Source organism: Cellvibrio sp. 25HG11W-0 (assembly GCF_057815475.1).
The window spans coordinates 1842756-1856161 of record NZ_CM174230.1; the positions used below are offsets into that span (position 1 = coordinate 1842756).

Genomic DNA, 13406 nt, shown 5'->3' on the forward strand with positions numbered 1-13406 from the left:
GGTCGTTTGAATGCAGTTAGTACACACCTTGGCGTCTTTCCTAGTGGCGTTACTTATTCTTGTTTCAATTCACGAGTTCGGGCACTTCTATGTGGCGCGTCGCTGCGGTGTAAAGGTGCTGCGTTTTTCCATTGGTTTTGGCAAGGTGCTTTGGCGCTGGCAGGATAAGCAGGGTACAGAGTTCGCCTTAGCGGCGCTGCCTTTGGGTGGTTACGTCAAAATGCTTGATGAACGCGAAGGTGACGTCGCACCCGAAGAGCGTGGTAGTGCGTTTAATAACAAAACCGTGTGGCAGCGGATGGCAATTGTTGCGGCAGGTCCCTTGGCAAATTTTATTCTCGCTGTGTTTTTATTCTGGGGGCTAATGCTCCTAGAGCAGGTCAATATAGCGCCCATAGTGGGTAAAGTAGAGCCGGGTTCTATTGCTGCGTATGCGGGCTTAGAGGCGGGGCAGCAAATTATTGCAGTAGATGATAAGCCCACGCCTAGTGTGCAAGCCTTAAATAAAGCGCTTATTAGTCGCTTAGGTGAATCGGGTACTATCACCTTCACGGTTGCCTATGCTGAGTCACATTTCCAATATCACTCTGAGGCCCGCTTAGACAAGTGGCTGCGAGAGGCAGAGGCACCTGATCCCATTGCGGGCTTAGGGCTAAGCCTACAGTTTCCAAAAATCCCTGCCGTAGTTGGTGATGTTGTTGTTGGCAGCCCTGCAGAACGCGCGGGCCTTAAAGTCAATGATGTACTTCTTGGTGTAAATGAGCAGCGGATTGAGGGTTGGCGCGAGTGGGTAACCTATGTGCGTGAGCGTCCGAATGAGCTCCTTCAGCTGAGCATTGAGCGTGAAGGTCAACCCTTGATGCTTGAGTTAACGCCTGAATCCCTAGAGGAGGGCGGAAAAGTTATTGGGCGAGTGGGTGTGCAGGTTAAAGAATACACACAGCCTGATGAAGTGCTCAGTAAATACAGCTATTCGTTTCTTGGCGCCTTCGTAGCAGGGGTCAATAAAACCTGGGAAACCTCTGCTTTTGTACTTTTATCAGTCAAAAAATTGATACTTGGCGAAATATCCACGAAAAACTTGAGTGGACCCATCAGCATTGCTAAGGTGGCGGGCTCTTCCGCTGAGAGTGGGTTGATCAGCTTTATTGGTTTTGTGGCATTGCTGAGTGTTTTTTTAGCGGTTTTTAACCTTTTACCTATACCGGTATTGGATGGTGGACATTTATTTTATTATCTACTTGAAGTAATTAAGGGGAAACCGGTGTCCGACAAAGTGCAGATGCTGGGCTATCAGCTGGGGCTGTTTTTGGTCATCAGTTTGAGTCTGCTAGCACTTTATAACGATCTTACCCGGCTTTGATGAGCTTGGCCTTGGTGTTCAAGTCCTAACCAATCCACTAATGATTAGACAATTTTATGATACGAGTTTCGATGCGCCTCTTTTGTTGCCTGTTTGTACTGCTTCTTTCTGTTGCTGCTAACGCACAGACCTTCCGTGTAAGCGATATTCGTGTTGAAGGCTTACAGCGCGTTTCGGCAGGTACCGTATTCAGTACCTTACCGATTCGCGTGGGCGATGTGCTCACCCAATCTGACATTCAAAATGCGACGCGCGAGCTGTTTAAATCGGGTTATTTTGCCGATGTTGCCATGAAGCGTGATGGCGATGTGCTTGTGCTCGTGATTAAAGAGCGTCCCGCCATCAATAAAATTGAGCTGAAAGGCAATAAGGCCATCAAAACAGAGAATCTGATGGATAGTCTTAAGGATAATAATTTATCCGAAGGGCAAATCTTTCAGCGCGCGACACTTGAAGGAATTACTCAAGCACTACAGCGTGAATATGTGAATCAGGGGCGCTATGGCGCCAGCGTTAAAATTGAAACCGAAGATATGCCGCGCAACCAAATTAAAGTGTTGGTGAAGATTGATGAAGGCAGCGTCGCACGTATTAAGCAAATCAATATTGTTGGCAATAGTGTTTTCACCGATGAAGAGCTGGTTGATTTATTTGAACTAAAAACCACAGGTTTTTGGTCGTGGATTTCAGGCAATGACAAGTACTCTAAAGAAAAACTGAAAGGTGATTTGGAGCGTGTCGAATCCTATTATATGGATCGCGGTTATTTGAACTTCAAACTCGACTCTTCGCAAATTTCGCTCAGCCCTGATAAATCGCAAATTTTCGTTACCGTAAATGTCACTGAGGGTGAAATTTATCGTGTAAGTGGTGTTGAGCTGGCGGGCGATCCTGCGATTGATGAAAATATTATTCGCGCCATGATATTGATGCGCGAAGGTCAAATTTTCTCGCAAATACTGATGACCACCTCTGAAGAGTACATGACTAAACGCTTAGGTAACGAGGGCTACACCTTTGCGAAGGTTGAAGGTATGCCAGAGCGCAACGATGAAGATAAAACAGTAAAAATCACCTTTTTCATCGAACCCGGAAAACGTGCTTATGTTAATCGCATTAATTTCCGCGGCAATACCAAAACTATTGATGAAGTGCTGCGCCGTGAAATGCGCCAAATGGAGGGTGGCTCGGCCAACTCTGCGCAAATTGAAAACTCTAAAGTACGCTTGGAGCGTCTTGGGTTCTTTAAAGAGGTGAAAGTTGAAAACAAAGAAGTACCTGGTACTTCTGATCAAATTGATGTTGAGTATACGGTTGAAGAGCAGCCTTCCGGAAGCATGGGCTTACAGGTTGGTTATGCGCAATATTCGGGTGTTTTGTTTTCAGCAAACATTCAACAAAACAACTGGTTTGGTACGGGTAAACAGGTTGGTTTCAGCTTTAGCCACAACAAATATCAAACTGCTTATAACTTTAACTATAGCGATCCTTACTTTACTTCAGATGGTGTAAGTCGTGGCTTTAGTTTGTATTACACCCAAAGCGATTATGCGTCTTACAATGTGACGCCTTACAGTACTAATGTCTACGGCGGAAAACTGAACTTTGGCTATCCTATTTCGGACATTGAACGTATTGGGTTTGATATTGGCTTGCGTAGCTTAGAAGTAAAAAATACTGCTTATTCCTCGCAGGAAATTATCCGCTCACCGTCATGGGATTCTAATTTAGGTTATATAACGCAAGCGCAAAACTATGAGCTACTACAAAAAGTTAGTCAGGGCGTCGATTTTCCTGATGGCACCTATGAATATTTACCTCTGACAGATGATGTAATGGGGACACCTGGCTTTTTGGATCTCTATGGTGACACTTTTAATGATGCGCAACTAAATCTCTATTGGCTGAAGTCGACATTAAACCGCGGCATCTTAGCAACACGAGGCGCGCAGCAACAGGTATCGTTTGAGTTGTCACTGCCAGGTGGCGACTTGGAATATTATAAGTTTGACTATACCGGCCAGCTTTTTGTACCACTAACTCGTGCCTTGACTTTGCGCTTACATACTCATTTGGGTTATGCCGAAGCTTATGGTGATTTGGAAAGACTGCCATTTTTTGAAAATTACTATGCAGGTGGTTTTGGTTCAGTGCGCGGTTTTGAGCGTAATACCTTAGGTCCACGAGCTACTCCGCAGCGTACGATATCAGAGAGCAATGCCAGTTATTTAAATTGGGATGATCGTAATGGCGATGGTATTGCGCAGCCTTCTGAGCGCTCAGGGCTGGCTTATGTCCTTTGTGAGGACCCTAGTTTGCCAGGTTATGCAAATAATATTGGATATTGTGAACCGGGCCAATTAGTGAGTTCTGTCAATACCAATGCGTCTGTGGGCCGCACCCGCGGTGCTTTTGGGGGCAACGTGCTGATTGAAGGTGGCGCTGAGATTATTTTCCCGCTGCCCTTTATTAAGGATCAGCGCTCCTTGCAAACCACCTTCTTTCTTGACGCGGGAAATGTTTTTGATACCAATTGCGGCGTAGGGCAATTAAACTGCTACGATGTTGGCTTTGAAAATATGAATGCTTCAGTGGGCTTGGGCTTGGTATGGATTTCAGGGTTCGGACCTATGACATTCAGTATTGCTGAACCACTGAATAAAAATGAATACGACCGAACAGAAATATTCCAATTTTCGCTAGGTCAAACGTTTTAAAAACATAACAATTAACACTTAATTTTATCAATGAGGTATAGATCGTGACTGCTACACAAAAACTATTTGCTGTCGTTGCTCTGTCGTTAATGTCAGCAATCTCTTGGGCCGAAGGAAAGATTGTTGTACTTGATCCAACTGCTGCCATCATGGGCACGGCGGCTGCAAAAGCTAGATTTGAAAAAATGCAAAAAGGTGCTGATTTTGCGGCAACTAAAGCTAAGTTAGATGGCCTTACTGCGGATATTAAAGCGCTGCAAGCTGCCTATAAAAAAGACAGCATGACTTGGGATGATACTAAACGTGCTGAGAGCGAAAAGAAAATGCAAAGTCTTGCGGCTGACTATCAATTTGAAGGTAAAAAACTTCAAGGTGAACAACAGGCTTTAGCGCAGCAATTAATGCAAGAAATGGCTCCAAAAATGGAGGCTATTGTTAAACAGCTGGTTGAATCAGAAAAAATCACCATGATCGTTGATGCGAAGTCGGTCATGATGGCTAAACCTGAACATGACTTAACACAGAAAGTTACTGAGCTTTTGAATAAAGCCAAATAGTGTTAGCGAACTCTCTGTGAAACGCTCTTATTCTCTTGCTGAACTTGCCACTATTCTCAATGCTGAGCTTAGCGGCAACCCGCAACATGAAATAAGTGCTTTGGCGACCCTGCAGACAGCGGGGTTGTCAGATCTAAGTTTTATTGCCAATCCCGCCTATAAAAAATATCTGCCTACGTCGAGCGCTGGTGCAGTGTTAATTCACCCTGATTTTGCTCATGAGTTTTCCGGCAATAAATTATTGCTAGTGAATCCCTATGTTGCTTATGCGTACGCATCAGCCCTGTTTGATGTTGCGCCTGTTGCGAGCCAATCTATTGATGCGAGTGCTGTCGTAGCTAGCGATGCAGTTATTGGCCGCGATGTTTCTATTGGCCCTAATGCGGTAATTGCAGAGGGGGTGCAGCTTGGCGATGGCGTTGTTATAGGTGCAGGCAGTTTTGTCGGTGCTAATAGCATCCTTGGTGAATGCACGCGCTTAGCGGCTAATGTGAGTATCTATCATGGCGTGACGATTGGCGCGCAGTGTATTTTTCACAGTGGTTGTGTGATTGGTGCTGATGGTTTTGGTTTCGCACCCAACGCAGGTGGCTGGATTAAAATCCATCAATTGGGCGGGGTGATCATTGGTGATAAGGTCGAAATAGGTGCTAATAGTTGTATTGATCGCGGTGCCTTAGACAATACTGAGTTGGCTGATGGTGTCATCATCGATAACTTGGTGCAAATCGGTCACAATGTACGCATAGGTAAAAATACTGCCGTGGCGGCGCACACAGCCATCGCAGGGAGCACCACAATAGGTGATAATTGCACTATTGCGGGGGCGGTTGCTATTGCAGGCCACCTAACCTTGGCTGATAGAGTTCATATTACCGGCATGAGTATGGTTTCTAGCTCAATTACTGAGGCGGGTTCCTATTCTTCTGGTGTGCCTTTGGCACCTACCAAAGACTGGCGCAAAAATGCGGCCCGTTTCCGTCAACTTGATGCACTTGCGGTGCGCTTAATTAAACTAGAGCGCAAGTAAGATATTGATTAATATAATTTTTTGGGGTCTTAGACCATGATGGATGTTAACGAAATACGCGAATACCTTCCGCACCGTTATCCTTTTTTGTTGGTGGATCGCGTAATTGAATTGGTCGAAGGCGAATCCATTGTCGCTTACAAAAATATTACGGTGAATGAAGAAGTATTTAATGGTCACTTCCCTCAGAGTCCAGTATTCCCAGGTGTAATGATTATTGAGGCTATGGCGCAGGCTTCAGGTATTCTCGGTTTTAAAACGATGAATAAAAAACCTCAAGATGGTTCTATTTATCTGTTTGCGGGTGTGGATGATGTTCGTTTCAAACGGCAAGTAATTCCCGGTGATCGCCTGCAATTAGAGTCTCGTGTTATTTCTGAAAAACGCGGTATTTGGAAATTTGAATGTAAGGCCACAGTGGATGGTGTGCTCGCGGCTTCTGCAACTATTCTCTGCGCCGACCGCAAGGTTTAGCAAAGCAACCTAGCGAGAACCCATTTTGATTCACTCCCAAGCAATTATTCATCCTGATGCAAAGATAGGGGCCAATGTTAGCATTGGCCCTTGGACTCTTATTGGTGCCGATGTAGAGATTGGCGAAGGTTCGGTAATCGCCTCCCATGTGGTGATTAAAGGTCCGACAAAAATAGGTAAGCAGAACCAGATATATCAATTTTCAACGATTGGCGAAGACACGCCTGACTTGAAATACAAAGGTGAACCTACTCGTCTGGTAATTGGTGACAACAATATTATTCGCGAAGGTGTCACTATCCATCGCGGTACCGTGCAAGATCGCAGCGAAACAACCATTGGCAATCATAATTTATTGATGGCCTATGTCCATGTGGGGCATGACAGCGTAATTGGTAACCACTGCATTTTGGTTAACAATACTGCCCTCGCAGGTCACGTTTATATTGGCGACTGGGCCATTTTAAGTGGTTATACCTTGGTTCATCAGTTCTGCCACATCGGTGCTCATAGTTTTTCAGGCATGGGCAGTGCTATAGGTAAAGATGTACCTGCGTATGTAATGGTGACTGGCAGTCCCGCGGAAGCTAAAAGTATCAATGCGGAAGGCCTGCGTCGACGAGGTTTTAGTAAGGAAGACGTAGCTATATTAACCAAAGCCTACAAGATTATTTATCGGCGCGGCCTCACGCTTGATGAAGCCTTGGCGCAGCTCAAACCCATGCAAGATGAGTGTGCCGCGCTCAACCTATTGGTGGATTCATTGCATGCTTCAACGCGCGGTATAGTGCGTTAACATCTGTCTGTTTTTCATTATATATTATGCGCCGGAGGGCTGAGTGTCTGATCACGTACACATTGGTATTGTAGTCGGTGAAGCCTCCGGTGATATTCTCGGCGCAGCCTTAATGCTTGAGCTGCGCAAAATTTTTCCCTCTGCTGAATTCTCTGGAATAGGTGGTCCGCGTATGTTGGCGCAGGGCTTTCATTCCTATTTTCCGCAAGATCGTCTCGCCGTTATGGGATTAATTGAGCCGCTAAAGCGCTTGCCTGAATTGCTGCGTATCCGTAAATTTTTGCGTGAACATTTTATTGCTAATAAACCCGCTGTGTTTATCGGTATTGATTCGCCAGATTTTAATCTTAGTCTTGAAGGGGCACTCAAAGCACAGGGTGTTAAAACAGTACACTATGTCAGCCCATCAGTATGGGCATGGCGACAAAAGCGTGTATTTAAAATTGCCCGCTCAGTGGACTTAATGCTTACGCTATTGCCTTTTGAAGCGCGCTTTTATCAAGAACATAATGTCCCCGTTGAATTTGTTGGTCATCATTTAGCAGATGAGATTCCATTCTTTGTCGATAAAGTCGCTGCACGTAAGACCTTGGGTTTACCCGAGGAGGGACGTATAGTCGCGCTTCTGCCGGGTAGTCGCAGCAGTGAAGTTGAGCGCATGGGCAGTTTATTTATGCATGCTGCGGTATTTTGTTTAGAGCAAGATCCCAGTTTGCGTTTTATTATTCCCGCCGCTAATCCCGAGCGTTATCGCCAGCTGCACATTCAGCTTACAGATTATGTTGACTTTCCTATAGAGCTTTTCAATGGCCACTCTCATGAGGTGATGGCTGCTGCTGATGTCGTATTAGTTGCTTCTGGTACAGTGACATTAGAAGCTCTACTGCTCAAAAAGCCTATGGTGGTCGCCTATAAAATGGCGGCGCTTAGCTTTAAGATTTTATCTTGGTTGGTGACAACGCCTTTTGTATCGCTGCCTAATTTGCTCGCTCAAAAAATGTTAGTGCCTGAGTTGTTGCAAGGTAAAGCTACGGCGACCACGCTTAGTGCCGCCATTATGAATTATTTTGAAAACCCTGATGAAACAGAAGCTTTACGGCATAGCTTTGCGGATATGCATCAGGAATTAAAGCGCGATGCAAGTCGAAGGGCGGCAGAAGCTGTAGCCCATTTAATAACAGGGAGCGCTCGGCAAAATGCTGAAGACTCTCCCTCAGCGAATCAGTAGGTAGTGTGTGCTTGAGCCTTTTATAAGTTGTTACAGCGGTTTATTAATGGCGGGCTGCGATGAGGTAGGGCGCGGCCCACTGGCCGGTGATGTGGTTGCTGCTGCGGTTATACTCGACCCGCAGCAACCGATTGTTGGCTTAGATGATTCCAAAAAACTCACTGAAAAAAAACGCGAATTATTGTTTGATGAGATTAAGCAAAAATCGATTAGCTGGTGTATAGCGCGCGCTTCGGTTGAAGAAATTGATCAAATTAATATTTTGCAAGCAAGTCTATTAGCCATGAAGCGAGCGGTAGAGGGGTTACATATACAGCCAGAGCACGTCTTGGTTGATGGTAATAAATTACCCAAGTGGCATTATGCGGCTGAAGCGGTTGTGAAGGGCGATAGCCGAGTGACGGCTATAAGTGCTGCATCAATCCTTGCTAAGGTTACCCGCGACCGCGAGATGATTGCATTGGACGCCATTTATCCCGGCTATGGTTTTGCCGGACATAAAGGTTACCCAACAAAGGTGCATATGGATGCGCTGACAAGCTTAGGTATAACACCTATCCATCGTAGGTCCTATGCGCCGGTAAGAGCTTGTATCGAGCAGATGAAACTCTTCAAATAATGTGGATGTGTTTATGGCTATTCAGTGCGCGCATGATGGTCAGCATTTGGCTCCTGGTAAGAGAGTTCTGCTCAATAGCTATATGGGGTTGAGTTGCACCCCGTCGGCCACTCAAAAACAATATAACTATTGGCTGCTGCTGAATACTAAGGGTGCATTGGTTGATGGAGTGGTGCGCGAACTCAAATCATTCCCCTCGGTTTTGGTTGTCTTTGATCAGAGCTTAGCCAGTTTGGGCTTGGTTACTTCAACCACAGAAATCACAGAAACCACAGAAACCACAGAAAATGTGCTTTGGATCGCGCTCAGCGATTTAAAATTTGTGTGTCGCTATTAAATCTTTAGTCCATCACTTGCGCGTTGCGCTTCATTATTTCAGTTAAACGCACTTTTGCGTCATAAGAAAATACCATGGTTGCTAATTTCGTACATCTTCGTTTGCATACTGAATTTTCACTCGCGGATAGCCTAGTGCGCATCAAGCCTTTGGTGAAGCGCGTTGCGGAGCTGGATATGCCCGCTTGTGCAATTACAGATCAAACTAACTTTTATGGCTTGATCAAATTTTATAAGGCAGCGCAGGGTGCGGGTGTTAAGCCGATTGCGGGTTGCGATTTTTTTATGGCGCCCAGCGATAGTGAGGGAAAGCCAACACTGCTTACGTTGTTGGCGTTGAATGATCAGGGTTATAAAAATATTATTGAGCTTATGTCGCGCGCTTGGCGTCATGGACAGCAACAAGGCGTGGCCTATATCCAACGCGCTTGGGTTAGTGAATACAGTGCTGGTGTCATAGCGCTCTCGGGTGGAAAGTTGGGCGATGTGGGCATGTCGCTGCTTGGTGGTCGTGCTGATCAGGCGAAAGAGTTATTGGTTGCTTGGATGCAAGATTTTCCTGATCGTTTTTATCTAGAGTTGCAGCGCACCGGGCGCGAGAACGATGAAAATCATGTGCATGCGGCTGTTGCCCTAGCGCAAGAACTTGATTGCCCTGTAGTGGCAACCAATGATGTCCGCTTTTTGAAACAAGATGAATTTGAAGTGCACGAGGCGCGTGTTTGTATCAGTGAGGGGCGGGCGCTGGATGATCCGCGCCGCGAGCGTCGTTATAGTGACCAACAATATTTGCGCACTGCAGAAGAAATGTCTGAGTTGTTTAGCGATATCCCCGAAGCCTTGGCGAATACTCTTGAAATCGCTAAGCGCTGCACTATCAACATTAAATTAGGCCAATGCTTTTTACCGGAGTTTCCTATTCCCGAAGGGCTGACGGAAGCAGAATTCTTCCGTCAAATTTCTTTTAAAGGGTTGGATGCTCGACTTGAACGTATCCTCGACAAATCTGCGAGTGATTATGCTGCACAGCGCAAAGTTTATGATGACCGACTAAATTTTGAATTGGATATTATTATCCAAATGCAATTCCCCGGTTACTTTCTTATTGTAATGGACTTTATCCAGTGGGCTAAAGACCATGATATTCCTGTAGGGCCAGGTCGTGGTTCGGGTGCTGGGTCGCTCGTAGCTTATGTGTTAAAAATTACTGACTTGGATCCATTGCAATACGATTTGCTCTTTGAGCGGTTTCTTAACCCTGAACGGGTTTCCATGCCGGATTTCGATATCGATTTTTGCATGGATAACCGCGATAAGGTTATCTCCTATGTGGCGGATAACTATGGTCGCGATGCGGTAAGTCAAATTATCACTTTCGGTACTATGGCCGCCAAAGCAGTAGTGCGCGACGTAGCGCGTGCGCAGGGAAAATCCTACGGCCTTGCCGATAAACTTTCAAAAATGATTCCGCCGACACCCGGTATGACCTTGGCACAAGCCTTAGTGGAAGAGCCGATGCTTAAAGAGTTTATTGCCACTGATGGCGATGCCGGTGAAATTTGGGAGATGGCAGTTCAGTTAGAAGGCTTAACACGCAACGTGGGTAAACATGCGGGGGGCGTTGTAATTGCGCCTACCAAGCTAACTGATTTTTCACCGCTCTATTGCGATGAAACTGGCGGTGGCCTCGTAACCCAATTTGATAAAGGTGATGTGGAAGAGGCGGGGCTTGTGAAGTTCGACTTCCTTGGCTTGCGCACCCTTACTATTATCGATTGGGCGCGCATTATGATCGATAAGCAGCGCATAAAAACCGGTGAAGCGCCACTCGATATAATGGCGATTCCGCTTGACGATGCGAAGACTTTTGCGTTGTTAAAGCGTGCAGAAACGACCGCCGTATTCCAGTTGGAATCGCGCGGTATGAAAGATCTGATTAAGCGATTGCAGCCAGACAACCTCGAAGACTTAATTGCATTGGTGGCACTGTTTCGTCCTGGCCCACTTGAGTCGGGCATGGTAGATGACTTTATTAACCGTAAGCACGGTCGCGCGCAGGTTGCCTATCCCGATGCAAACTTTCAGCACATGAGTTTGAAACCAGTGTTGGAACCTACCTACGGCGTAATTGTTTACCAAGAACAGGTCATGCAAATTGCTCAGGTACTTGCCGGTTATACCTTAGGTGGTGCAGACATGTTGCGCCGCGCCATGGGTAAAAAGAAACCAGAGGAAATGGCTAAGCAGCGTGAAGTTTTTGCAGCGGGTGCCAAAAGCCAAGGCGTTGATCCTGAATTGGCAACGCGTATTTTTGACTTGGTAGAAAAATTTGCGGGCTATGGCTTTAATAAATCTCACTCGGCGGCCTATGCGTTGGTGTCTTATCAAACGGCTTGGTTAAAAGCACATTACCCCGCGCACTTTATGGCAGCAACCATGTCATCGGACATGGATAAAACCGACAAGGTGGTAACCTTCATCGAAGAAAGTCGGCAGATGAAATTGCAGCTGCTGCCGCCGGATGTTAACTCGGGTGAATTTCATTTTACGGTGAATGATGCCGGTCAAATTATTTATGGCTTAGGTGCGATTAAAGGCTTGGGTGAGGGGCCAGTCGATAGCATCATCGCCGCGCGCAATGAAGGTGGCCCCTTTAAAGATTTATTTGATTTCTGCGCGCGAATAGATGCGCGCAAAGTTAACAAACGCGCCATGGAGGCCATTATTCGCTCGGGCGCCGCCGATAATTTGATGCCGAAAGATTCTAGCCCCACGCGCGGCATAGATCATGACCGTGCAGTCATGTTTGCGGCTATGGGCGAAGCGGTGAAAACAGCGGAGCAAACAGCCGCAAATAATAATGCGGGCATGATGGATTTATTCGGGACTGTGATAGCGGCAGACCCAAGCACGGGCGATGTGTACAGCGATTTTCGGCGCGTGCGCACCTGGACTATGAAGGAGCGCTTGAATTCTGAGAAAGAAACACTTGGGCTTTATCTCACGGGCCATCCTATTGATGAATATGAAAGTGAGTTAACCCATTTGGTTAGCTCGCGTATTGCCAATCTCAAACCAGATAAATCGAATCAAACTATTTCAGGTTTAATTATTTCTCAGCGTATTGTGAAAACCAAGCGCGGCGATAATTTGGCGATTCTCACCCTCGATGATCGTACAGGGCGTATGGACATCACGCTTTTTTCCGAAATTTATAATAATGCGCGCGATATTTTGTTGAAAGACGGATTGCTGGTGATCAGTGGCCAGGTTAAATACGATGACTTTAGTGGCATGTTAAAAATGAGTGCAGAGTCAGTGCGTTTATTGGCGGATGTTCGCCAAGAAAGAGCGCGCGAGTTGTGTTTAAGCGTGGAGTCGGGGGCTTTGCCTGCCAGCTTTGTACGCGATCTTGGAGAAATATTAGAGCCCTATCGTCAAACCCCGCAGCAAGAGGCGCGCTGTCCCTTGGTGATTGACTATCAGCGTAGCGATGCACGTGCGCAGCTGCGATTAGGCGCTGCTTGGCATGTGCGCCCTGAAGATGATTTGTTGCAGCGATTGCGCGATAGTTATGGCGCAGGAGCGGTGAAGTTGGTCTATTGATCTGTCCTTTGCACCATATCTTCTGCAATTTTTTAGTCTGGCAAGCTTAGGTTTGCTTTTATCCAGCGCCCTGTATAGAAAAAGTTAATATAAACAACCTCAGGCAAAGTCTTTATTGCGCCCTCTATAGGGCTACACTGTAAAAGACGGAGTCTATTAGAGGGTATTGTTATGTTGTCTTTATTCGTAAAAGATTATATGCAGGCGAATGTGCAGGCCATTAAATCGAGTGCGGATGTGCGCGAAGTTGTGGCTCATTTATTAAAAAATTCCCTAAGCGGTGCGCCAGTTATTGATGACACCAATGCCCTTGTTGGATTTGTCTCTGAGCAGGATTGCATGAAAGATATGCTCAATAGTAGTTTTTACCGCGAGGAGACAGCGCTGGTCACCAGCATTATGCGAACTGATGTGTTGACGGTAAGTCCCGATGCCAGCATCTTGGAGATTGCAGAAACGATGCTAGGTAACAAGCCCAAAATATATCCCGTTGTTGAAAGGGGCAAACTGGTCGGTTTAATTACTCGCCGTATGATCCTTCAGGCGCTAAGCAGCAATAGCGGTAGTTACTTCTCTCATCAAAGTCCGCGCCCCGCATTTGCTGTTACTCAATCGATAAGCTAGATATTTTTGTGTATTGGGACTCAGAGGGAAGACCTCTGGCCCTATACGCTTGCGCG

11 protein-coding genes are annotated in these 13406 nt (G+C 46.2%); all 11 read left to right on the top strand.

Features of this window, described 5'->3' with window-relative positions:
* The first annotated feature begins 10 nt into the window (after positions 1 to 10).
* Positions 11 to 1363, top strand: a complete 1353-nt coding sequence (gene rseP / locus AC0KUT_RS07570; protein WP_488834818.1) for an RIP metalloprotease RseP — start codon at positions 11 to 13, stop codon at positions 1361 to 1363.
* Positions 1364 to 1434: 71 nt separating this feature from the next.
* Positions 1435 to 4080 (top strand): outer membrane protein assembly factor BamA, encoded by a 2646-nt coding sequence (gene bamA, locus AC0KUT_RS07575; RefSeq protein WP_488835672.1) that lies wholly within the window; start codon positions 1435 to 1437, stop codon positions 4078 to 4080.
* A gap of 44 nt (positions 4081 to 4124) precedes the next feature.
* Positions 4125 to 4637, top strand: coding sequence for an OmpH/Skp family outer membrane protein (locus AC0KUT_RS07580; protein WP_488834820.1), 513 nt, complete (start codon positions 4125 to 4127; stop codon positions 4635 to 4637).
* A 16-nt stretch (positions 4638 to 4653) separates the two neighbouring features.
* Positions 4654 to 5667, top strand: a complete 1014-nt coding sequence (lpxD, locus tag AC0KUT_RS07585) for a UDP-3-O-(3-hydroxymyristoyl)glucosamine N-acyltransferase (RefSeq protein ID WP_488834822.1) — start codon at positions 4654 to 4656, stop codon at positions 5665 to 5667.
* A 36-nt stretch (positions 5668 to 5703) separates the two neighbouring features.
* On the top strand, positions 5704 to 6141 hold the full coding sequence (gene fabZ, locus AC0KUT_RS07590) for a 3-hydroxyacyl-ACP dehydratase FabZ (protein WP_488834823.1): 438 nt from the start codon (positions 5704 to 5706) through the stop codon (positions 6139 to 6141).
* Positions 6142 to 6166: 25 nt separating this feature from the next.
* A complete protein-coding gene (gene lpxA, locus AC0KUT_RS07595) occupies positions 6167 to 6937 on the top strand; it encodes an acyl-ACP--UDP-N-acetylglucosamine O-acyltransferase (protein WP_488834826.1) in 771 nt (256 codons plus the stop codon).
* Between the two features lie 43 nt (positions 6938 to 6980).
* The gene (lpxB, locus tag AC0KUT_RS07600; RefSeq protein WP_488834828.1) at positions 6981 to 8165 is read left to right on the top strand and encodes a lipid-A-disaccharide synthase; all 1185 of its coding nucleotides are present in this window, start codon (positions 6981 to 6983) and stop codon (positions 8163 to 8165) included.
* Positions 8166 to 8211: 46 nt separating this feature from the next.
* Positions 8212 to 8784, top strand: a complete 573-nt coding sequence (gene rnhB, locus AC0KUT_RS07605) for a ribonuclease HII (RefSeq protein WP_488835674.1) — start codon at positions 8212 to 8214, stop codon at positions 8782 to 8784.
* Between the two features lie 13 nt (positions 8785 to 8797).
* A complete protein-coding gene (locus AC0KUT_RS07610) occupies positions 8798 to 9121 on the top strand; it encodes a hypothetical protein (protein WP_488834830.1) in 324 nt (107 codons plus the stop codon).
* A 74-nt stretch (positions 9122 to 9195) separates the two neighbouring features.
* Complete coding sequence (dnaE, locus tag AC0KUT_RS07615; protein WP_488834832.1) at positions 9196 to 12726, top strand: DNA polymerase III subunit alpha; 3531 nt, start codon at positions 9196 to 9198, stop codon at positions 12724 to 12726.
* A 171-nt stretch (positions 12727 to 12897) separates the two neighbouring features.
* Positions 12898 to 13350, top strand: a complete 453-nt coding sequence (locus AC0KUT_RS07620; RefSeq protein WP_488834834.1) for a CBS domain-containing protein — start codon at positions 12898 to 12900, stop codon at positions 13348 to 13350.
* The last annotated feature ends 56 nt before the right edge of the window (positions 13351 to 13406 follow it).

Excerpts from the sequence above, each read along its gene's own strand:
- AC0KUT_RS07620 (WP_488834834.1), top strand. The coding sequence starts at position 12,898 with ATGTTGTCTTTATTCGTAAAAGATTATATGCAGGCGAATGTGCAGGCC.
- dnaE (WP_488834832.1), top strand. The coding sequence starts at position 9,196 with ATGGTTGCTAATTTCGTACATCTTCGTTTGCATACTGAATTTTCACTC.
- rnhB (WP_488835674.1), top strand. The coding sequence starts at position 8,212 with ATGGCGGGCTGCGATGAGGTAGGGCGCGGCCCACTGGCCGGTGATGTG.
- bamA (WP_488835672.1), top strand. The coding sequence starts at position 1,435 with ATGCGCCTCTTTTGTTGCCTGTTTGTACTGCTTCTTTCTGTTGCTGCT.
- rseP (WP_488834818.1), top strand. The coding sequence starts at position 11 with ATGCAGTTAGTACACACCTTGGCGTCTTTCCTAGTGGCGTTACTTATT.
- fabZ (WP_488834823.1), top strand. The coding sequence starts at position 5,704 with ATGATGGATGTTAACGAAATACGCGAATACCTTCCGCACCGTTATCCT.
- AC0KUT_RS07610 (WP_488834830.1), top strand. The coding sequence starts at position 8,798 with ATGGCTATTCAGTGCGCGCATGATGGTCAGCATTTGGCTCCTGGTAAG.